Raw genomic sequence first — 21,164 nt, forward strand, 5'->3', positions numbered from 1 at the left:
CGCATATTCGCACGGGCGCATGAAAAGAGGCGCCGCTGCGATGCGGCGCCTCTCGGAGCGGTTCTTCGCGCACGACTCCGGATGAAGGTCCGGCGATCGTGCGCGCGAGTCCTTAGGCTGCGGGCAGCTCGCCTTCGGCGATGCGCTCGAGGGCCTGGTTGTGATCGCGGGTACCGGTGAAGACCTCATGCTTGTAGGGGTTCACGCCGAGCTTCTTGGCGCGGTAGGCGATGTAGGCGATGGCCGCGATGTTGGCGATCAGGGCGATCACGGACACGGTGGTGTTGGTGGACGTGCTGAGCGTCGACTGGACGGCGAAGACGCTGTCGAAGCCGAGCTCGGGGAAGGAATCCTGGAACTGCGGGAACACCTGGGCGAACATGCACCAGATGGCAAGCGTGTTGGCGCGGTTCTGGATCCAGCCGCCCTTGTTCCAGAGCGCATTGGCGACGGTAGGGGCGAGCAGCAGCGCCAAGCCGCAGTACCACGCGTGGTTGGGCAGGCAGTTGTAGGTGTAGCAGAAGTTCCACAAATCGTAGGAGATGATGAAGACCCACGTCATGTCGGCCCAGATCATGTCATCCTTCTTCTTGGACGTGTAGACGGCCCACCAGCCGGTCATGCAGAAGATGTTGATGAGGCCGGCGACGCCGTTGAAGACGTTATGCCAGCCGCAGAGCTGGGTGGCATGCTCGGAGGTCACCCAGGCGGCCGAACCGTTGTCGAGCAGGAAGTAATCGCCGGAGAAGTAATGGGCGGCGCTCTCGAAGTCGGACACGACGGCGATCAGGATGTTGATGGCCACGATGACGAACGGGAAGGCCTTGAACCAGGTCGCTTTGCCCAAGCGCCCCCAATGGTACTTGATGATCATGAAGCCGATGCAGCCGGTCAGCGCCGCATAGACTTTGGCGTAGTGGAACCAGCCGTTCTGGAAGAGCACCGTCGGGTTGTTGACGGCCCATTCGGCTCCGCCCGCTGCTCCCACCGTGACGGCGATGCAGTAAATCGTCATCGCGATCGGCAGCGCCACGAACATGATGATTCCGCCGGTCTTGGAACGACGGGCGAATTCATTCAAGAGGATAAGGCCGATGAACACGATGGCCCATCCGATCCATTGGAATATGGCGTTGTCGCCATACACTTGGAACAGCATAGCTGTCCTCCCTTCTGTTCTCATCCGCCTCCCAAGCGGATGCATCCTCGTCTCCATGCCGCCGAGGCCCTTCGGCTTCGGAGCATCTCCCCTTCGCGCCCGCGCCCCTGCGAGCGGGACGGCGGTTTCAGCTTTAGTTCTTCTGACCGGCTTCGGCCGCGCCTTCAAGCATGTAGCTTCCGTCCAGGTCGAGATGAAGCGTCTGGGCCACCAGGCATTCAAGCACCTCGTCATCGGCATCGGGATGGTGACGGATGTAGCCGATCATCCCGACGATGAGCATGTAGAAGGTGTCGTAGATATGGTCGATGCGGACATGATGGAACCGCCCGTATTCGATCGCGGTGGTCTCGGTGACATAGCGTGCGACGGCTTCGGCCGTGCGCGAGAGGAAGTCAAGATAGAGAGCGGCGTTCTCCTTATTGGTGAGCGCGTGGCGGAACGCGTCTTTGTCGAAGATCGCGCGTCGCATGAGGGTGATGCAATCGTGGAGCGCGCTCTGCACGTCGTAGCGGGTGCGGGATTCGTTCCAATGTTCGACGAGCTCGATGAAGTCGTCCACATACGCGTCAAGGACAGCTTCGATGACGGCGTCCTTGTCGGCGAAGTAGTAATAGAACAGCCCGCGGGCGACGCCGGATTCGCGCGCGATGTCCTTGACCGTGGTATGGGCAAGGCCGCGTTCTTCGAAGAGGCTGCGTGCGACTTCGACGATCTGATGCCGGCGGTCGTAGCCGTTGCTGCGGGATGCGGCTGTCTCCTCGCGTCCGTCGACGGACATGCGGTTCACCTCGCTTCATACGTACGTCCTGATGGCGTTTCCGTTTGATGCGAATATGGTAACTTTCAGGATATTCTATGGTCAATGTACACATACCGAAAAATGACCAATGAGCAACGTTTTCATTTCAAAAATGAAGAAAAGGCCTCCGCAGGGAAGCCTTTTCCGATGAAGCGCCGCAAGGAGGGGTTCGGGCGCGCTTCTGGTGCGAAATGCGTTATTTACCGAGGTATTCCGCAGCGCTCTTCATGGCGAGACGTCCGGAATTCATGGCCCAGGCAGCCTGGGAACCCGGTGCGAACTTCACGTCGTAGGAGTCGCCGTACAGGCCGCCTGCATCGGATCCGCCCGCGTAAAGGCCGGGAATCACGTCGCCGTCGTCGTTGAGCGCCTGGGCGAACTCGTTGACCTTTATGCCGCCGCAGGTGGTGTAGAAGCCATCGGCGACCTCGCAGAGCCAATAGGGACCCGACTCGACCGCGTGAAGGTACATGGCGCGCTTGCCGAATTCCGCATCGGCGGACGTGTCGTCGCCGTCGAGGACGGAAGCCGCTTCGCAGCATCCGTTGTATTCGTCGACGGTCGCCTGCACGGCGGCCGCGTCGAGGCCGACCTCCTTGCAAAGCGCGGCGAGGTCGTCGCCGACATGGCATCCCGAAGCCTTCTGCAGGTCTTCGCGGGCATTGGAAAGCGGCGTTCCGGGAATGCCGAAGGAGAAGCATTGCGCGTACGGGCCGTTCTGCTCCCATTCCTGCATATCCGCCTCGGTGAACAGGACGTAGGTCTTCTCCTGATTGCGCATGGCTATGCCGGCGCCCGCGAAGTCGTCGCGCCAGAGGTCTTCTTTGCAATAGCGCTTGCCGTTCTGGTTGATCCAGAGGGTGGGCTGCACGCCGGCGGTGTATGCATCGGTGGTCCAGGTCGCCGTGATCGCACCTAGGGTGACCGGTCCGCACCACATGACCGTGCCCAGACCTTCCGCCATGGCCGCGCCGGCGTCCTTGGCCATCTTGATGCCGTCGCCAGAACGGCAGTCCATGCCGAGTGCCTGGATGTTGACGTTCTTCGTCTCCGATACGGCATAGAGGAATTCGGAGTTGTTCGCGTATCCGCCGGATCCGATCATGACAACGGGCGCTTCGATCTTGATGACCTTGCCGTTCTTGTCGACGGCCAGGATGCCTGCCGCCTTGCCGTCTTCGATGATTATCTTGCGGGCATTGGTCTCGAAGTGGACCTCGACTCCCAGGCGATCGGCCTCTTCGCCGAACGTCTTCATGAAATAGCCGCCAGGGCTGGGACTGTCGCCCTTGTCGTAGACATGCCATATTTTAGGACCGGCGCCGATGTCGATGACCTCGGCGAATTTCTGCCCGTGTCCTTCCAGCCATTCGATGGTCTCGGCCGTTTGGCCGAAGAAGTTCTTGTACAGGCTGTGCTGCGGAATCCAGTGATGGAAATTCATGCAGGTGTTCATCGCGTTGTTCACATCATAGACGCGATCGGGGAAATAGGCGCCGGCGAACGTGGGCGGTTCATCGACCAGATAATGCGATTCGAGCGCCGTCATGCCTTCGGTTCCTATGAACGAACCGCCGTAACCCGCGAGGCGTTCGACGATGATAGGCTTAAGGCCGAGGTCGACAGCTTGGATGGCCGCTGCAAGTCCGGTGCCTCCTCCGCCGATGATTGCGACGTCGGCCGTGAGCGTTTCTTCGGGTTCGCCGACGGCTTCGAGTTCCCAGACCTTGTCCTCGGCGTTTGCGGCAGGTTTCGTCGCGCCGGTCTCTGCAGGTGCCGATTCGGTTGCGCCCGTCGAGGCTTTCGGCGCGCAGCCTGCAATCGCTCCGCTCAGACCTGCGGCGACGATGCCGGTTCCGACAAGGAAACTCCTACGGCTCAGGTTCGTGCGTACGTGCTCGCGCTTCGTCGTCATGACGATCTCCTCTCCATTCCGTTCCCTTCGAACTCCCTATACATACAAAGTACGTGCGGTATAGTTCCTAATCAATGAACTGTAAGTTCTGCATTGAAACGAAAGGTGAGTTCATATCGCATCGCGTGGTCGAGGTCTCGGCGGGGAGGCGCCTATGAATACCGATCAGTTCAAGCACTTCGCCTTGGTTTACAAGCTTCGCAGCTTTGCCTTGGCTGCTTCTCAGGTTCCTATGTCGCCTCAGGGTCTCGCGAAATCCATTCGCAAGCTCGAGCAGGAATTCGATGTGGAGTTCTTCGAGGCCGATGCGTCGGGCGCCCGCGTCCCGACTGAATTCGGCGATCGCATGATGGATTTCGTCAACGAGGCAGAGCTTCAGCGTGTCCAGCTCGTTTGGGAATTCGATCGAATTCGCGCCAGAAGGCAGAAGCGCGTGCGCGTTGCGTCCTGCCTAGGAATATCCGGGTTCATCGGCCTGCGGTTGAAAGAGGCTTTCGAAGCACGGAACCCCGATGTGCGCATAGATCTTATCGAGCTCAGCGACGATGCCTGCGACGAGGCCATCTCGCTCGGACGCGTCGATCTCGGCTTCACGCTCGCGCCGTTCGACGGGAGGCTTGCGAACGTTCCTTTGTTCACGGAGCCGTTCTATCTATGGATCAACGTGAAGGATCCACGTTCCAAGAAGGAGTGCGTGACCATGTGCGATCTGGATGGGGCATGCGTTTCGTCGTTCGGGGATGGGATCAAGTGCGACGCGGTTTTGAGGAAGAGACTTGCAGAGGCGGGCTCTGCGCCGACGTTCTTCAATTCGCCCGAGGTGTATTGGCACTACGAGAACGCTTTGCTGAATCGATCGATCGGGCTGACCGTCCAGCATTTCGTGGCTCTGAAGGCGTTTTGCGCCAGCGACGAGGTCCGTGCCGTGCCGCTCGATGACCTGAACTGGTCGATCGGCTTGTCCTACATACCTTCCCACGTATTCGCCGAACATGAGGCCCGTTTCGTGGATTTCGTGACGACGCATGCAGAAGCCATGGCGATCGAAGCGCGCATGCCGGGGTGCTGATGAAACGGAATGCGTAAAGGCCGTCGCGATCAGCAGCGGAATAGTTCGGATTTGATTCTCTCGATGATGGAGCCGTCGGCAGGAAGCCATGCCGCCTCGTCGATGGTCGAGGCATCCAGCCAACGTGCGGAGGCGTGTTCGAGCAACGTCAGATCTCCTTCGACCACATGGCATAGATAGCATCGCATGCTCAGGTGGAAGGCGGGGTAATCGTATTCCACGGTCATGAAGTGCGAGTCCACGGCGATCCGCGTGGCAAGCTCCTCGCGAATCTCGCGCTCGAGCGCCGCTTCGGGCGTCTCGCCCGGATCGATTTTGCCTCCGGGGAATTCCCAACCGCCTGCGAAGTCGCCGTATCCGCGCTGGGTTGCGAATATCTTATCATCGTGCCTGATGATGGCCGCAACAACATCAATGGTTTCCACAATGGGCTCCTTTCTGCAGTCGCGACATTGTATCCAATGGCAAAGAAGCATCCCGTTTATCGTCAATGATCCCCGTATCGTCATCGGGCCTCTCGAAAGGCTTTCATAGAAAAGAATGGTCATATGATCGTTTCCTGCCGCCTATTTGCTTTGCAAAACAAGGCCAGACCGATACGCGAAGCCCATCGAGCATACGCATCCGCTTTCGATTGAATGCGAAGATTCGGGCGTATCCGGAGGCATTGCCGAAAAGACAGCACTAATAATGCGCGTGCAGCTAAGGATCCGCATCGACGGCTGTGCTCAGGAAGCCGAAGCTCCACCGCAGGCGATGATGCACGATCGGGCAGAATCCCCTGACCGCGGAGGAGGGGATGAAACCATGAATCAGAAGACGCTTGGAATCGTGGGATGGATAGCGACCTGCACGGCCATGCTCATGTACATAGCGTACTTCCCTCAGATCATCCACAACCTGCATGGAGATAAGAGCGGTTTTCCGCAGCCTCTGGTTGCGGCAATCAATTGCACCTTATGGGTCAGCTACGGGTTTTTCCAGGAGAAGAAGGATTGGCCTATTGTCGTAGCCAATGTGCCTGGCGTTATATTCGGTGCGCTCGCTGCGCTTACTGCCCCGTAGCCGGTGCATCGGAGGTTGCACTCTCGAGAGAGATCGTTTGAACGCACGCGATGCAGACGGATACTAGGATCTTGCCGTTAGATACGGGGCGCATCGGAACCGAGGTTGAGTGACGCATGAACTTCTATGCCCTTGACTACATCATCTCGCACCAATCCGCCGATTCGGTCCTGCGCGTGGGCATGATGCTCGCCTTGCTCTTGGCGGGCATCGTCTTCACCGTGCTCTACCTACGCGATAGAATACGGACCCGCTGGCGAGACGCGGGGGTGGGCGCCATCGTTCTCCTGTTGGTGCTGGCGGGTGTGCAAACCGAGCAATATTGCCAGGCAAGCAACCGGATATCCCAGTTCCAGCTGCTTGTGAAATTCGTCGAGGGAGTCGCTGAGGACCAACATGTCTCGGAAAACGAGGTGCTGGTGAATTCCACATCTCTGAAAGACGGCATCATCGTGCGCTTCAATGAAGAGGACTACCTCGTTCATCTCAATGACGACAATAACTCCTACACGCTTGAGCGAACGCACATCATCGACCATAACGTCTACGTGAACGGGGAGCGCCGACATGGACTTCTATACGCTGACGGCCATCAAGTTCTCGCTGGGCATGCTCGTGATGATCCTCCAGATCAACATTCTCGGAAAGCATGACTTCTCCCTCAATACTCCGCTCCCTCAAGTCCAGAATTACGTTTTGGGCGGCATCATAGGAGGAGTGATCTACAATCCGTCGGTCACGGTGCTCCGGTTCCTGATAGTTCTTCTCATCTGGTCGCTCGTCGTTGTGGCGGCGAAGTTCCTTTTCGGGAGCAGCAAGACGTTCAGGCGGGTCGTCGCCTGCCGTCCTGAGCTTATCGTCTGCGATGGAGAGGTGGACGTCTCGCGCTGCGCCAAAGTCGGCCTTACGGCCGAGCAGCTTTGCAGAAGCCTGCGCGAGAACAGCATTTCCGCTCTTAAGGATGTGGAAGCGGCCGTCATGAAAACCGACGGCAGGCTTACGATCCGCGCGGGCGGCACGCAAAGCGATGGTTTGCTGTTGCCGTTGGCGAGCGACGGCCATCTGGTGCAGGATGGTCTGAAGCTTGCGGGCAAGGATGAGGCGTGGGTGATGGAGCAGATCAAAACGCAGGGATATACCTCGATGAAACAAGTCTTCCTAGGCGAGCTTGTGGATGGAAATCTTGAAGTGGTGCCGTTCTCTCGGGCTGTCGGACAAATCCGATAACGGTTCCTTCAAGATTAACGAGGGCTACGGGAAGGCCTTTCGTCTTTGATTAGACAACCAATCTATCTCACGCTTCAATCGTGGCAACTTGTCATATGATTAGCTTGTACGGCATGCACGAATTGGACGCGAAAGGAGGGCCTCGGTGCTGACCGACCTTTCGATCGCATATCTGTTCCTCGGCGGTACGGGCGGTGGAGCGCTCGTCGTTTGCAGCTTGCTTTCGCTCCTGACGCCCCGAAGCGCCGTGTCCGCTCGACGTCTTGCTCCAAACGGCCGCACCGTCACGTTGGTGATGCTTGTCCCTCAAAGTTATCGGCTCCTGCTCGGCGGTGGGTTCGGAATCGCTCTGGCCTGTCTGTTCATCGGTTCGTTGGCGCTTTTGACCGACCTGGGCCGACCCGTTCTCGCGACGATGCTTTTCGTTTCGCATCGCTTGACGCTTCTGAATTTCGGAACATATGCGCTCGCGGCGGGAACGCTGATGGCACTCCTGCTCGCTTGCGCCTGGGGCGTTTCGTCGGCGCTATGGCGTTTTCGCCTCGTGCGTGCGCTCGGCGTCGCCGGTATCGTCTGCGGGCTTTCGATCGCCTTGTACACGGGGCTTCTGCTTGGAAGCCTCGCAGCAGTGCCGCTCTGGTCGTCGATATGGCTTCCGGTGCTCTTCGTGCTTTCCTCACTTTCCTGCGGTCTTGCGCTTCTCGTCATCCATGCGTGCATGGCCGAGGTGTTCGATGTGTTCGCGACGACGTTGCATCGGCTTCTTGTCAGCGACGCCGTCGTCATCATGTTTGAGGCTCTTGCAGCTGCCGCCCTTCTGGCCAGTGCGTTCCTGAGCGAATACGACGTTGCACGCCAGGGAGCGAAGAGCCTGGTCGGCGGTCCTGATGCTGCTGTGTTCATTGGAGGATTCGTTCTGTGTGGCGTTGTTGTCCCTCTCGCGCTTGATGCGGGCGGCATGCTCGTTCAGGGGAATCGCCAGGCGCGCATTGTCGTCACGGGTGCATTCGTGCTGGTCGGTGGCTTTGCGCTGCGCTATTCGCTTGTCATGGCCGGCGCTCATCCGTTCTTGGGAGCTCTCTGATGGCCGCGGCGACTCCGAAAACGTTTTCGTTTTCCATGGACGAATCGAGCGATATCCCCCTATGGGCGCAGCTGCGCAATCGCATCGTCTATCTCATCAATTCGGGCTATTACGTTCCGGGCGAGCAGTTGCCGACCGTGCGTGCGCTTGCATCGGACATTTCCATCAACTACAACACCGTGAACAAGGCCTATCTGGCGCTCAAAAGCGATGGATACGTAGAGTCGACGCGCGGGCGCGGCGCGTTCGTGCGCGCATCGGCTGCGGATGCGGACGGCTCGCTTTCGCACGAGGCGGACGCGGTGATGCAGGATTGCATAAACGCATGCCGGGCCATGGGCATGTCGCTCGATGATATCCAGCTGCGTATGATCCGCATGGTTCGCCAGTTCAAACAAGAGGAGGGGCGTGGAAGGAATGTCTAAGACTATGAAGGTGCGCGGACATCGCGCTGCGGGCGTTGAAGAAGACTTCGGAGGCCACAGGAAACGCGCGCAGGTCGCAATGTCCGCTGGATACCGCATGGCGGTCGTTCCCGAGGCGGAAACCGAAATCATGGGGGAGCGTGCTTCGAATGCAGGCGTCATCCTGTTTTCGGTCGTGGTGTTCGCTGTGGTTTTCGGTACATCGTTGTTTTGCCTGGATGCCGCCCTAAACGGCATGGGGCTTGCGGCCTTCGTCGCAGCACTCGTCTTCGCTTGCGCAGTCACTATGTCCGTGCATATCGCGCAGCAGTGGGAAAAGGTCGTCGTTCTGCGACTCGGCCGCCTGAATCGCGTTGCGGGGCCCGGGGTGTTCTTCACGATTCCTGTGATCGAAAGCAGTGCGATGCGCATCGATTCGCGTGTGCGCGTGACCACATTCGGGGCGGAAGAGACCTTGACGTCCGATCTGGTGCCGCTGCATGTGGATGCGGTGCTGTTCTGGATGGTGTGGAACGCCGAGGCGGCATGCACCGAAGTGAGCGATTTCACGCGTGCCGTGGAGATGGCGGCGCAGACCGCCTTGCGCGATGCGATCGGACGCGGCGGAGTGGCCGAGGTCGCCATTCGCCGTGAACAGCTCGACCGCGAACTCAAGAGCGCGCTCGAGGAAAAGGTAGGGGATTGGGGCGTCACCATCCTTTCGGTGGAGGTGCGCGACATCATCCTGCCGCAGGAACTGCAGGACATCATGTCGGTCGAAGCGCAGGCCGAGCAGCGCAAGAAAGCGCGCATCATTTTGGCCGAGGCCGAACGCGATATCGCTGACATGCTTGAGGACGCAGGTGGGGGGTATGCAGGGAACGACGAGGCTATGCGCCTGCGTGCGATGCATCTGCTGTATGAAAGCGTGCGCGAAACCGGAGGGACTGTGGTTCTCCCAAGTTCGTTCAGCGAGGGTTTCAGAGATATCCTGCCTGATGCGAAGACGGTTCTAAAGGATTTGGGGAAGTAGGGCGCATCGAAGCACACACTCTTTATCTATAAATAGAATAATTATCGGTAAATAATCCTATGACAATCAATTGATTGTCATAGGATTATTTGTTACTTTCATGCGCAGGGGGAATCGGCCGATTCTAACGACATTGTGTAAGCGGAAGAAGGCGTCACTTTGTCGCGACGGTACGCATATCGCGCGCATCGCATTACGCCTCTCCATGTGCAAGGAGGAGAAACGTCTATGACGGATCGCTCGAATCATGGGCTCACGCGTCGAAGCTTTCTCAAGGGTGCAGGTATGACCGCAGGTGCGGTTGGCGTTGTTGGCGCAACGGGGATGACGTCGGCCGACGGGTGGCTTAAGCCTGCCGATGCGTCCGAAACCCTCGATGAGCGCACAGCATGCACGTACCATCAGAGCCATTGCGGAAGCATGTGCTCTTTGAAGTGCACCGTGCGCGATGGCCGCCTCGCGCTCATCCAGCCGAACGACAAGATGGCGGAAAAGCGTTACCAGACCATCTGCCTTAAGGGTATATCGGAAATCCAGCACGTCTATGGCGCAGGAAGGATCCAAACGCCTCTGAAACGCGTGGGCGAGCGTGGGGAAAACGACTTCATGCAGACGACATGGGAAGAAGCGCTTGACGATATCGTCGCTCGGATCAAGGATATTCAAGAGGCGCACGGCAAGGATGCCGTCATGGTCACCAACGGCGCCGAAGCCGACGTGGGATTCCTCGCGCCTCTGCTCGGTGCATGCGGACAGGGCTTCAATGCGGGCATCGATACCGGCACCGGCAACGGACTCGATCCGGCGCTCGGAATGGGCTGGGGATATGCGATGACCAACCCTGAGGCGCGCGACTGGGTCGACTCTCGTCTCGTCATCCATACGGGCACGAACTTCTGCGAATCGAGCCTTACGACCTCTCGGCTGCTGTTCGAAGCGAAAGAAGCGGGTGCGCGCATCGTGACCATCGATCCGCACTACTCGACCACCGCATGCAAGTCCGATGAATGGATTCCTATCGAACCCGGTACCGACCCTGCGCTGTTCCTCGGCATGGTCAGCCACATTCTCGACAAGAAGCTCTACGATGAAGACTTCATGAGGCAGCATACGTCTTTGCCGTTTCTGGTCGACGAAGAGACCCGCATGCTCGTGAAGGCCAAGGATCCCGAGACCGATCCTTTGACCGCTGTCGTCGTTCCAGGTCAGAAAGACATCTATTACGTCATCGATAAAGGCTCGGCCGTGCTGCAGGGGGAAGCCTCCGATATTGCGCTCTCCGGCACCGTCGAAGTGGAGGGATGCAAAGCTCGCACGGTATTCGACTTGCTTGTAGAGGGGCAGAAGGAATATACGACGCGATGGGCCTCCGAGGTCACCGGCATTCCGCAGGCTACCATCGAGAGGCTTGCCGAAGAATACGCCCAAGGCCCGTCGTCGCTCTGCGTAGGCTGGGGCGGATGGGACAAGATCAGCAACGCCGATGTAGGCGGGCATGCGGTCGCCGTCCTTGTTGCGCTTACGGGCAATATCGGTAAGAAGGGGACGGGCGTCGGCGTGTATGTCGGCGGTTCGTATTCCGGCCATGCCTCCGTGCTCGGCGCCTGGGCCCTGCCGGCGGATATGATGCCGGGCGCATCCCCCGTCGCCCTGTACGACATGCCGACCAAAGAGAACAACGTGCACGCGTGGATAGCGGTCGGCGACTCCTACATACAGCGTATGGCGAATTGCACCGCTGCGGAAGACTGGGTGCGCAGCCTCGATCTGATCGTCTCTGCAGATCCGTACTTCACGGAAAGCTGCAAATGGGCCGATTACGTCCTGCCTCTGACCACGCGATTTGAATACGATGAAGATTTCGGAAACATTACGAACGGATACAGCCATATCGTGATGCAGCAGAAGGTCATCGATCCGCTGTTCGAGGCGAAAACCGACCTGTGGTTCGTGCGCGAGCTCGCCAAGAGGCTCGAGCTCGATTCGGTGCTGCCTGCGACGGCGCGCGAACGGGCTGACGCGATTCTGTCGACTTCGCCCGACGAGTACGTCAATGCGCTTACAGTCGAGAAGCTTGCGGAAAACCAATGCGTCTGGCCCGCGAAGGACATCGCGGAGGTTCGACGCGTCGTGCCCGACTACGCGTTCGCGACCGCATCGGGCAATATAGACCTTTACTACGATTCTTTGGTGAAGCACGGTCAGGCGCTTCCCGCATGGGAGCCGCCTCTTGAAGCGCGTCGCGACAATCCCGATCGCGTGGAGATGCCGTTCCAGCTCGGCGGCATGCGCACCCGCTTTCGCATCCATAACCAGTTCAACGATGCGGAGTGGCTGCAGCAGCTGTACGTTCCCACCGTCGACGTCAATCCTTCGGACCTCGAAGGCAGCGGCATACGAAACGGCGACGTGGTCGAGGTGGCTAACGACCGAGGAAGCTTCAAGGTTCCTGTCCATTTGAACGAGGCCATCCGACCTGGGTCGGCGCGCATCTACGAAGGCGCGACGGCTGATTATACGGTGGAGGGCAACCTCCAATCCGTCACGAACAACACCCGGCTCGATCGCGGATACGACATGATGATGGGTCCTGTGGCCCCATATTCCGACACGATCGTCAGCATCAAGAAGGCTTAGGGGGAGCCATGACGAAACTAGCCATTGCGGTCGACCTGAGCCGCTGCGTCGGATGTCACACCTGCGCGATCTCATGCAAGATGCAAAACGACATACCCGACGGCATGTTGTGGAATCGTGTGCTCACCGAGGGGTGCGACGTGATCGACGGTGCTAAAGGCACCTATCCGAATCTTTCACGCACCTTCTTGCCGCTTGCATGCCAACATTGCGAGAATCCGGCATGCAAGAAGGTGTGCCCGACTGGCGCCACCTACAAAGACGATGCCGGGCGCGTCGAAATCGCATACGACAAGTGCATCGGCTGTCGCATGTGCATGGCGGCCTGTCCGTACAATGCGCGCGTGTTCAACTGGAACGAGCCTGAGCGTTCGTGCGGATTCACCTACGGCGATGCCGAGGTCCCTGTCCGTTCTAAGGGCATCATGGAGAAATGCACGCTGTGCCAGGAGCGTACCGACCGCGGCGAAGAACCTATGTGCGTCATCTGCTGTCCTGCGGCTGCACGTATATTCGGCGATCTGGACGACCCGAATTCCGAGATCTCCAAGCTACGCACCAAGGAAAACGTTCGCATCCTCCTCGAGGACATGGGCACTGATCCCCAGGTCTTCTACCTTCAGTAAGGGGTGTCATCCATGCAATTCTCTTCCAAAGCGAAAGGCGGCCTCGCGGTGCTGGCCTTCCTTACCGCGATCGGCGTATGCGCCTGGGTCTATCAGCTTATCAATGGTCTCGGGGTCACGGGCATGAGCAACGTGAACTCATGGGGCCTCTATATTGCGAGCTTCATGCTTTTCGTCGGCCTCTCGGCCGGCGGCCTGATCGTTGCGTCGTCCGCATCCGTGTTCCACATCAAGCAATACAAGCAGGTAGCCGTGCCCGCGGTCATCACTTCGACCGTCTGCATCCTGGTCGCGGCTTTGTTCATCCTGATCGATCTCGGCGGCGTCCAACGCATCTGGCGTCTGTTCGCCAATCCGAATTTCACCTCGCCGCTTCTGTGGGACGTTTGCGTGATCACGACCTATCTCGTCATCAACATCCTCGACCTGCTCTGGATGTGCGGCAAGAACGCCGATGATCGCAAGGTCGAAGCGCTTTCTCGCGTGGCGCTGCCCGTCGCCATCCTGGTCCATTCCGTGACCGCGTGGATTTTCGGCCTGCAAATCGCCCGCGCCTGGTACACTGCCATCATGGCGCCGATCTTCGTGGCCTCCGCACTCGATTCCGGTCTGGCCATTTTGCTCATCGCACTGGCATGCTTGGACAAGGTCGGCCTGTTCGTCCTGTCGAAGGACGTTTTCAAGTCCCTTGCCGGGTTGCTTGCCACCTGCATTGCCGTCGATGCGTTCTTCATCGGCTGCGAGGTGCTCACGATGGCATATCCTGGAGCGGGCGAGTCCGTTGCCCTATCCCATATGCTGACCGGCGCCACGGCACCGTTCTTCTGGGCGGAAATCATCGGCGGTCTGCTGGTCCCGTTCCTGATTCTCGTATTCGCTAAGAATCGCGAGAACACCGCGCTGGTGATCATTGCTTCGGCGCTGGTCGTCTGCGGCGTGTTCTGCAAGCGCATCTGGCTTCTGCTGACGTCGTTCATCACGCCGAATGTCTATGGCGGTCCTGGCATCTCGCTGGGCACCTCGGATGCCGTCGCCACGCATAGTCCAGCGTCGGTATGGGCTACCGTTGGCACCTATGCGCCGACCGCGTTCGAAATCGCTATCTGGGTAGGCGTCATCTCCCTCGGCGTCATCATGTTCACGATGCTGTCGAAGAAGCTTCTTTCCTCACGGGCGGCATAGCGTTCGGTTCCAAGTTTCGATCCGTATGCGCGTCGCATCGATCCGTCGGTTTCCGCAGCGTCTGTATGCTGCGAAAACTGCGGCCTGCGGCGCGGGAGGACTTCGATTGAAAGGTGCAGACATGGGGATGCGTTCCCAAGAAGATTGGCAGGCGTATTCTGAAGCGTTCGCATTCATCGGAAATACCCTGCTTGCACCCTTGTCGCAGACGCAAGGGCCGGCTCTTGATCCTGGGTTCTGGCGCTCGTTCCCGAATTTCGGAAGCGTCGTTCTTGAAGACGAGCTCGAATCCATGGCCGACTATGTGGCAGACGTCGTCGCGCATCCCGTCAACGATCCTGTAACCGATATATCGGTCGAATATACGCGCCTGTTCGTCGGTCCGCCGCGTCCCGCAGCCGCACCCTGGGAAACCATGCATAGCGCAGGCGGCACGAACGTCGGGTTCGGACGGGCCACGCACGAGATGCGCGAGCTCATGCGTTGTGCAGGTGTGACGCTTGCTCAGATCAACAAGCAGTATGAAGACCACATGGGACTCGAGCTCCTCTATCTTTCCGTCGCATGCGCCAACCATGCGACGGGAGGTTCGCATCCTCCGTTCGATAGGGGTTCGACCGTCCGTTTCGTGCATGTTCATCCGCTCGCATGGATCGACAAGCTTGCCGAATCCGTCGAATCCGCGGCGCAGGGCGGCTTCTTCTCGCACGTGCTCGCGATAGAGAAGGCGCTTCTCAAACGCTTCGTCGAAGAGGCGGCATCGTAAATCTGCAGCGTCGGCGGCGCTTCAAGGCTCCGAAATCGGGCCGTGTTCCCTTATGCGTCCGATGCGTGCGATCATGCTGCCAAGGATCGATTCCTGACTTTCTCCGGAATCGATCCTTTTCGCGTTCGCGGCGCACCGATGCGCTATTTCGCACGCGGGTCGATGCGTTCGCGCAGCTTGGCGAATTCTTCCTTGTAATCGATCGCCTGCAGATGAGGGAATGCGGCGAAGATGCGGCGCTCCTGGTCGTTGAGCTTGCTTTGGAACGCATCGATCAGATCGGCAGGCGAAAGATCCACGCCGCGATCCTTCAAGCGCCGGTACATGTCGCCGGCGACGCGGTTGGCGGGTATGCTGCGCAAAAGATCAAGCCCTTTGGACGCCGCTGCAGCCATGCCTTCGGTCGCGGCATTCTGAGGCAGCGCGTTCCTGACCCGTTCGAACGCCCCTTCCTCGGCGGCAAGCGCTTCGTAGAGCGCGCGGGTGCGATCGGATACGCCCGCATAGAAAGCATCGAAGCGCGCCCTCAGGTTCGCAAGCCCGATGCCGGTGACGATAATGTCCGCGACGAACGCGACGAACGCGGCGCTTCCGACGATGACGACGGCTTTGACGGGAACGGCTTCCGCCAAGCTCGCGAGCGCAGGATGGATGATGCGTATCACGACGATGCAGGCGACGCCGAACAGCATGAACCCTGCCAGGCAGACGCGTCCGTTGAGGTTGAGGAAACGTCCGTCGTAATCCCACCAGCGCGCGTGGAAGATGCGCTCCATCGCATACGATGTGGCGTACTCCATGACGGTGCAGGTGCAGGCGCTCGCGAAGAAGAGGGCGATGGGGTTTCGCACATCGCCGAACAGAATCACCGCCGCAATGGCGCCGGCGCCGTAGATGGGGCAGTACGGTCCGTTCAGGAATCCGCGGTTGATCAGCCGATCTTCCTTGAGGGAGCAATAGATGACCTCGAAAAGCCAGCCGCAGAAGCTGTAGAAGAGGAAGGACAGGAACAGAAGGGCGAGATCATAGGTCATTTGCAGGGCCCCTGAAGAACGCAAGGGCCGCTTTCGCGAAGCCCGCGACGGTTTCCTGCGTAGCGCAGATCTTGTCGGCGAGGCAGAGGACGGCCGCTTCCTTCGTCGAAGGCGGCCGCAGATTCACGGGAAACATATGCCGTTCGATCACGTTGCGTTCTATGTCGTTGAGAACGAAGTCGCGCTCGGCATTGCGCAAGGCATAGCGCGCGTGCATCGTGGCATGACGGTGGTTCTCGGGGCCGGGAACATGCCAGTCGTAGAGGAAGTAGTCGTGCAGCAGGGCGCCGCGCACGAGCGAGCGCTCGTCGAGCCTGATATTCAACGCGCGCGCGATGCGGATGCTCATGCAGGCTGCGCCGACGCTGTGTGCGTAGACGCTGACGTCGCCATGCTGCATGAAGGTCTTCTCGAGCTGCATGCCTTCCGATGCAAGGATGTCCCGGCCGTGCGTGCGCACGACTTCGATCGGCGTTTCCATGCGTAGATCCTCGATATCGTCTTCGGCGCCTTGCTTGGCGCGCGGTCGTTCATTGCCGAGCTGAAAGTATACCGACTGCGTGCGGATGCCGTGTGACGGAACGGTTTCAGCCGGAAAACCCCACGCATGCGAGGCGGGCCTGCATGAGTGATCCATGCAGGCCCGTCCGATGGAGGGGAAGCCGCCCACGGCGCATCGCGCACAGTATGGGGAAGCGGACGCGCGGCGGCCGAGCTGCCGCAGCCGGCGGGAGATGGATGGCGCACGCCGTCTAGCCGAGGAGTTCGGCGAGGTCGGCCTCGGGAGTGGTGGTCGGAGCGATCCGGTAGTTCTCGACCAGGAAGTTCAAAACGTTGGGGCTTACGAACGCCGGCAGGGTGGGACCGAGCTTGATGCCCTGGATGCCGAGGGACAGAAGCGTCAGCAGGATGCATACGGCTTTCTGCTCGTACCAGGAAAGCACCATGGACAACGGCAGGTCGTTCACGCCGCATTCGAACGCGCCGGCAAGGGCGACGGCGATCTGGATGGCGCCGTATGCGTCGTTGCACTGGCCCACATCGAGCAGGCGAGGGATGGAAGTGCCGGGAACGCAGCCCAGGTCAAGGTCGTTGAAGCGGTACTTGCCGCAGGCAAGCGTCAGAATGACGGTGTCGGACGGGGTCTGCTTGACGAAGTCGGTGTAGTAGTTGCGTCCGTTGCGTGCACCGTCGCAGCCGCCGACCAGGAAGAAATGGCGGATCTTGCCGGCCTTGACGGCCTCGACGACGTCGCCTGCGATGGACAGGACGGTGCCTTGGCCGAAGCCCGTGGTCACCTTGGAGCCGCCGTTGATGCCGGTGAAGCGCTGGGTCTCGGAGTAGCCTCCCAGTTCGAGCGCACGCTCGATAACAGGCGTGAAGTCCTTGTCCGCGCCGATGTGCGGAGTGCCGGGGAAGGAGACCTCGCCGGTCGTGAAAACGCGGTCGGCGTAGGATTTCGCAGGGGGCATGAGGCAGTTGGTGGTGAACAGGATCGGCGCCGGGATGTTCGCGAACTCGGTGCGCTGATTCTGCCAAGCGGTGCCGAAGTTGCCCTTGAGGTGCGGATACTTCTTCAACTCGGGATAGCCGTGGGCGGGCAGCATCTCGCTGTGGGTGTAGACGTTGACGCCACGGCCTTCGGTCTGCTCGAGCAGGGCCTTGATGTCGCCCAAGTCATGGCCGGTGATGACGATGAAGGGGCCGGCTTCGACGTCCAGAGTGACCTCGGTGGGCTCCGGCGTGCCGAACGCGCCGGTGTTGGCAGCGTCGAGCAGGCCCATGACGGCGAGGTTGACTTCGCCGGTCTTGATCACGAGCGGAAGGAGGGAATCCATGGAGCCTTCCTCGCCGAGCGCGGCAAGCGCCTCGAGGAAGAACGCGTCGGCGACGGCGTCGGTTTTGCCGAGAACGCGCGCATGGGATGCGTAGGCGGAAGTGCCGCGCAGGCCGAAGAGGATGAGGGACTTGAGGGAGCGGATGTCCTCGTCGTCGTTCCAGATGTTCGCGACGTCGTAATCGGCGGCGGCGTCGATGCCGGCCGCCGAAGCGAGCGCGGCGGACTCCGCATGGATGCGGTCGATGAGGGCGTTGACGGTCTCATCGTTGAAATTCACGTTGGTGACGGTGGTGAACAGGCCGTCGATGACAAGGCCGTAGGTCTCGTCGGTGGCCTGCGCGCCTTTGGCGCAGGTGCGGGCGAGGCCGATGAGCGCGCCCGTAAGCTTATCCTGGTCGTCGGCGACCTCGGCGGTCTTGCCGCATACGCCGGCATGGCCGGTGCAGGCGGTGCAGCTTGCGGTCTGCTCGCACTGGAAGCAGAACATCTCGTTGCTCATGGATTCCTTCTTTCTGTCCGTCCGGGACGCGATGCGCCTCGGAGTCCCCCAAAACGGTGATTCGAACGATAGGGACGATGAAGGCATCCGTATGTTGGCATGACAACATGTGAAGGGTCTCTTCAGGTTCGCCGAGGGTAACTTCGAGAGGAAGGAAACTGGCATGCCGATAAGGCGTCGACGTGCATGCGGATGCGTGTGCTTCGAGGTTTTGCAGAGAACGTATGGGGATGAACGGCACGTGATATACGAAATCGGTTGAGCTACAATGAACCAGCATTTCGCAGGGCAGGAACCATGGTTCGTTCACGAGGAGTCCGATGGACCTTTCTCTTTTCTCCGTGCTTGACCAAGTGTCGGCGTATCCGTCGCTTGCGGTGATCATCTTCCTCGTCATAGGCGTGACCGTGGTATCCGGCGCCACCGACGCCCCCAATGCCATCGCGACCGCCGTCGCCACGCGGTGCCTCAAGCCTTCCACGGCGCTAATCCTCGCCGCTGTCTTCAACTTCGTCGGCCTTATCGGCATGACGTACATCTCCACATCGGTCGCCAGCACGATGTTCAATATGGTCGATTTCTCGGGCAATTCCCATCAAGCGCTCATGGCGCTCATGGCCTCGATGATAGGCTCCATCGTCTGGGGGGCGTTCTGCTGGGTGCTCGGCATTCCCTGTTCGAAGTCCCATGCGCTCATTGCGGGCGTCACGGGCGGCGCAATCGCGCTCAACGGGTTCGAAGGCGTCATCATCGGAGAATGGGCGAAGGTCATCTACGGCATGGTGTTCTCGCTCGTCGCAGGTTTCGTGCTGGGCCTTATCACGGTGAAGGTCGTGACGCTTCTGTTCAACGGCGTGTCGAAGCAGTCCGGCAACAAGGTGTTCGCCGCGATTCAGGATGTGCTTGCCTGCATGCTCGCGTTCCTTCATGGCGCGCAGGACGGCCAGAAGTTCATGTCCATAGGCATCATGGGCATCATGCTCAGCTTCGGCATGGACACGACGGGCGTGCACGGTTTTCCTCTGTGGCTCATGATCCTCTGCTCTCTTGCCATTTCCGCCGGCACGTTCATCGGCGGCAAGCGCATCATCAAGTCGGTCGCCATGGATATGGTCGACCTTGAAATCTACCAGGGGCTTTCCGCGTCGGTCACCACGACGTTCACGCTGTTCTTCTCGTCCATGACCGGTATGCCGGTGTCCACCTCGCATTGCTCGACCTCGGCCATCATGGGCGTCGGAGCAGGCAAGGGCTTCAAGAACGTGAATTGGTCCATCGCGCGCAACATGCTGCTCGCCTGGGTCCTCACGTTTCCCGCGTGCGGCGTCATCGGATTCGTGCTGGCCCGCGTTTTCATCCTGGTGTTCTAAACGGCTTCAGTCGGGCGAAGGCTTGCCTCGCCGGAACGCGTATGGTCGATTCCAGGCTTTCCTCGGCGCGGGACATGCTTCGAGAGCTTCGCGGCCGGTATCGTCCACGAAGCCTTCTCGCGCCCTTTCCGTCCGCTTCGCCTCTTTTCGAACGTACGCATGACAGGGAATGCGTTATGAGAGAATGAACCCTGTCATTTTCGAAAGGAGCATGCATGGGCGCATTCATCGGACTTCTGTCCTTCCTTCTCTTCATCGTCGTGGTCTTGGTCATACTCGGGCTTCCGGGCGGGCTCATCTACGTCGTGCAGCAGCAGACCTTCGTCATCATCGAGCGTCTGGGCAAGTTCAACCGCATCACGGGGCCCGGCCTGCACGTGAAGATCCCGTATTTCGAGCGCATGGCGAAGCGCGTCGATATGCGCACGAACCAGGTGTCGTTCCGCATCGACGCCAAGACCAAGGACAACGTCACCGTGACGATGGATATCGCCGCGCAGTACCACGTCAACCAGAGCTGGGGCCAGATCCCGCAGGAATCGGGCGTCTATCGCAGCTACTATATGCTGGTCGATCCCGTCGCGCAGATGAGCTCGTATCTGATCGACGCGCTGCGCAGCTCGGTGCCGAGCTACACGCTCGACGAGGTGTTCGAAAAGAAGGATTCCATCGCCTCCGACGTGAACGCCACCGTGTCCGCCCTCATGATTTCGTACGGCTACGACCTGGTCGGCACGCTCATCACGAGCATCGCGCTGCCGAAAGACGTCGAGCAGAGCATGAACCGCATCAATTCCGCCCAACGCGAGCAGATCGCTGCGCAGTCTTTGGCAGAAGCCGAGCGCATCAAGATCGTGACCGAGGCCAAGGCGTCCGCCGAGGCCATGGAGCAGGCCGGGCGCGGCATCGCGGCCCAGCGCAAGGCCATTGCCGACGGCATCGCCGATTCGCTCGAGGTCATCAAACAGTCCGGCGTGTCCGCCAACGAGGCGAACCAGCTCTTCCTGTTCACGCAGTGGACCGACATGATGAATGAGTTCGCGAAGACCGGCAAGGCCTCCACGGTGGTGCTCCCGAGCGACTTCACGCAGACCTCGTCCATGTTCGAGCAGATGCTCGCGGCCGGATCGGCCCTGCCGAAGGAGAAATAGCCGAATCCGATATCGGGAACCTCGAGAACCCGGACGTCGCTTCTCTCGGGAGGCGCGTTCGGGTTCTGTTTTCTTACGGCTCCGTATCGTTTCGGCATCCGAAGCAGGCATCGAACGCGGCGGCATCCCATCGGCGCAGCGGCGATTTATCTTGATGCTCAAAGTATCATCGCATCGCAAACCTTTGCGAAGTCCGTGCGCATATATGCATGTCGTTGGAGTACACTTGCGAATGCTGCGCCCAGAATGCGATTCGGCCATTTCATGCGGCTCGGCGACCGAACGATCGAAAGTATGGGGG

At 59.6% G+C, this 21,164-nt stretch carries 20 protein-coding genes; 13 read left to right on the forward strand and 7 right to left on the reverse strand.

The window, feature by feature from the left end; all coding sequences use genetic code 11:
• Nucleotides 1–112: 112 nt before the first annotated feature.
• The 3 genes from HMPREF0762_RS00295 to HMPREF0762_RS00305 all read right to left on the reverse strand — a co-directional run bounded on the left by HMPREF0762_RS00295 (nt 113) and on the right by HMPREF0762_RS00305 (nt 3,876).
• Nucleotides 113–1,159: a DUF5692 family protein gene (locus HMPREF0762_RS00295; RefSeq protein ID WP_009078438.1), complete on the reverse strand. Its 1,047-nt coding sequence runs from the start codon at nt 1,157–1,159 to the stop codon at nt 113–115.
• Between the two features lie 133 nt (nt 1,160–1,292).
• On the reverse strand, nt 1,293–1,940 hold the full coding sequence (locus tag HMPREF0762_RS00300; RefSeq protein ID WP_006361313.1) for a TetR/AcrR family transcriptional regulator: 648 nt from the start codon (nt 1,938–1,940) through the stop codon (nt 1,293–1,295).
• A gap of 217 nt (nt 1,941–2,157) precedes the next feature.
• Nucleotides 2,158–3,876: an FAD-dependent oxidoreductase gene (locus tag HMPREF0762_RS00305; protein ID WP_006361315.1), complete on the reverse strand. Its 1,719-nt coding sequence runs from the start codon at nt 3,874–3,876 to the stop codon at nt 2,158–2,160.
• A gap of 154 nt (nt 3,877–4,030) precedes the next feature.
• Here HMPREF0762_RS00305 and HMPREF0762_RS00310 point away from each other — a divergent pair, with 154 nt between their 5' ends.
• Complete coding sequence (locus HMPREF0762_RS00310; RefSeq protein ID WP_006361317.1) at nt 4,031–4,945, forward strand: LysR family transcriptional regulator; 915 nt, start codon at nt 4,031–4,033, stop codon at nt 4,943–4,945.
• Between the two features lie 29 nt (nt 4,946–4,974).
• Here the strand turns inward: HMPREF0762_RS00310 and mutT are convergent, their stop codons facing one another.
• The gene (gene mutT / locus HMPREF0762_RS00315; RefSeq protein ID WP_040618720.1) at nt 4,975–5,370 is read right to left on the reverse strand and encodes an 8-oxo-dGTP diphosphatase MutT; all 396 of its coding nucleotides are present in this window, start codon (nt 5,368–5,370) and stop codon (nt 4,975–4,977) included.
• 382 nt (nt 5,371–5,752) lie between these two features.
• Between mutT and HMPREF0762_RS00320 the strand changes: the two genes are divergently transcribed.
• From HMPREF0762_RS00320 to HMPREF0762_RS00365, 10 genes are all read left to right on the forward strand, one after another.
• Entirely contained in the window at nt 5,753–6,010 is a 258-nt protein-coding gene (locus HMPREF0762_RS00320) for a SemiSWEET family transporter (protein ID WP_040619115.1), read from the forward strand.
• A 116-nt stretch (nt 6,011–6,126) separates the two neighbouring features.
• Nucleotides 6,127–6,663, forward strand: coding sequence for a DUF3290 domain-containing protein (locus tag HMPREF0762_RS09025; RefSeq protein ID WP_006361321.1), 537 nt, complete (start codon nt 6,127–6,129; stop codon nt 6,661–6,663).
• Entirely contained in the window at nt 6,578–7,237 is a 660-nt protein-coding gene (locus HMPREF0762_RS00330) for a DUF421 domain-containing protein (protein ID WP_006361322.1), read from the forward strand. Before HMPREF0762_RS09025 ends, HMPREF0762_RS00330 begins: the two co-directional genes overlap by 86 nt.
• 145 nt (nt 7,238–7,382) lie before the next feature.
• Nucleotides 7,383–8,321, forward strand: coding sequence for an NrfD/PsrC family molybdoenzyme membrane anchor subunit (nrfD, locus tag HMPREF0762_RS00335; RefSeq protein WP_040618722.1), 939 nt, complete (start codon nt 7,383–7,385; stop codon nt 8,319–8,321).
• Nucleotides 8,321–8,746: a GntR family transcriptional regulator gene (locus HMPREF0762_RS00340; RefSeq protein ID WP_006361324.1), complete on the forward strand. Its 426-nt coding sequence runs from the start codon at nt 8,321–8,323 to the stop codon at nt 8,744–8,746. The genes nrfD (HMPREF0762_RS00335) and HMPREF0762_RS00340 overlap by 1 nt, the downstream gene beginning before the upstream one ends.
• Nucleotides 8,739–9,758 carry a slipin family protein gene (locus tag HMPREF0762_RS00345; RefSeq protein WP_006361325.1) on the forward strand — a complete coding sequence of 340 codons (1,020 nt, stop codon included), beginning with the start codon at nt 8,739–8,741 and terminating at the stop codon, nt 9,756–9,758. The genes HMPREF0762_RS00340 and HMPREF0762_RS00345 overlap by 8 nt, the downstream gene beginning before the upstream one ends.
• Before the next feature lie 228 nt (nt 9,759–9,986).
• On the forward strand, nt 9,987–12,395 hold the full coding sequence (locus HMPREF0762_RS00350) for a molybdopterin-dependent oxidoreductase (protein ID WP_040618727.1): 2,409 nt from the start codon (nt 9,987–9,989) through the stop codon (nt 12,393–12,395).
• 8 nt (nt 12,396–12,403) lie between these two features.
• The gene (locus HMPREF0762_RS00355) at nt 12,404–13,021 is read left to right on the forward strand and encodes a 4Fe-4S dicluster domain-containing protein (protein ID WP_006361328.1); all 618 of its coding nucleotides are present in this window, start codon (nt 12,404–12,406) and stop codon (nt 13,019–13,021) included.
• Between the two features lie 12 nt (nt 13,022–13,033).
• Nucleotides 13,034–14,203 (forward strand): NrfD/PsrC family molybdoenzyme membrane anchor subunit, encoded by a 1,170-nt coding sequence (nrfD, locus tag HMPREF0762_RS00360; RefSeq protein ID WP_006361329.1) that lies wholly within the window; start codon nt 13,034–13,036, stop codon nt 14,201–14,203.
• A 121-nt stretch (nt 14,204–14,324) separates the two neighbouring features.
• A complete protein-coding gene (locus HMPREF0762_RS00365; RefSeq protein WP_006361330.1) occupies nt 14,325–14,969 on the forward strand; it encodes a TorD/DmsD family molecular chaperone in 645 nt (214 codons plus the stop codon).
• Nucleotides 14,970–15,112: 143 nt separating this feature from the next.
• Here the strand turns inward: HMPREF0762_RS00365 and HMPREF0762_RS00370 are convergent, their stop codons facing one another.
• The 3 genes from HMPREF0762_RS00370 to hcp all read right to left on the reverse strand — a co-directional run bounded on the left by HMPREF0762_RS00370 (nt 15,113) and on the right by hcp (nt 18,342).
• Entirely contained in the window at nt 15,113–16,003 is an 891-nt protein-coding gene (locus tag HMPREF0762_RS00370) for a putative ABC transporter permease (protein WP_006361331.1), read from the reverse strand.
• Nucleotides 15,993–16,484: an HD domain-containing protein gene (locus HMPREF0762_RS00375; RefSeq protein WP_040619119.1), complete on the reverse strand. Its 492-nt coding sequence runs from the start codon at nt 16,482–16,484 to the stop codon at nt 15,993–15,995. The genes HMPREF0762_RS00370 and HMPREF0762_RS00375 overlap by 11 nt, the downstream gene beginning before the upstream one ends.
• A gap of 271 nt (nt 16,485–16,755) precedes the next feature.
• Entirely contained in the window at nt 16,756–18,342 is a 1,587-nt protein-coding gene (gene hcp, locus HMPREF0762_RS00380) for a hydroxylamine reductase (protein ID WP_006361333.1), read from the reverse strand.
• Nucleotides 18,343–18,662: 320 nt separating this feature from the next.
• Between hcp and HMPREF0762_RS00385 the strand changes: the two genes are divergently transcribed.
• Nucleotides 18,663–19,712, forward strand: a complete 1,050-nt coding sequence (locus HMPREF0762_RS00385; RefSeq protein ID WP_006361335.1) for an inorganic phosphate transporter — start codon at nt 18,663–18,665, stop codon at nt 19,710–19,712.
• Nucleotides 19,713–19,927: 215 nt separating this feature from the next.
• A complete protein-coding gene (locus tag HMPREF0762_RS00390; protein WP_006361337.1) occupies nt 19,928–20,863 on the forward strand; it encodes an SPFH domain-containing protein in 936 nt (311 codons plus the stop codon).
• The last annotated feature ends 301 nt before the right edge of the window (nt 20,864–21,164 follow it).

This window comes from Slackia exigua ATCC 700122 (assembly GCF_000162875.1).
Lineage (GTDB): Bacteria > Actinomycetota > Coriobacteriia > Coriobacteriales > Eggerthellaceae > Slackia > Slackia exigua.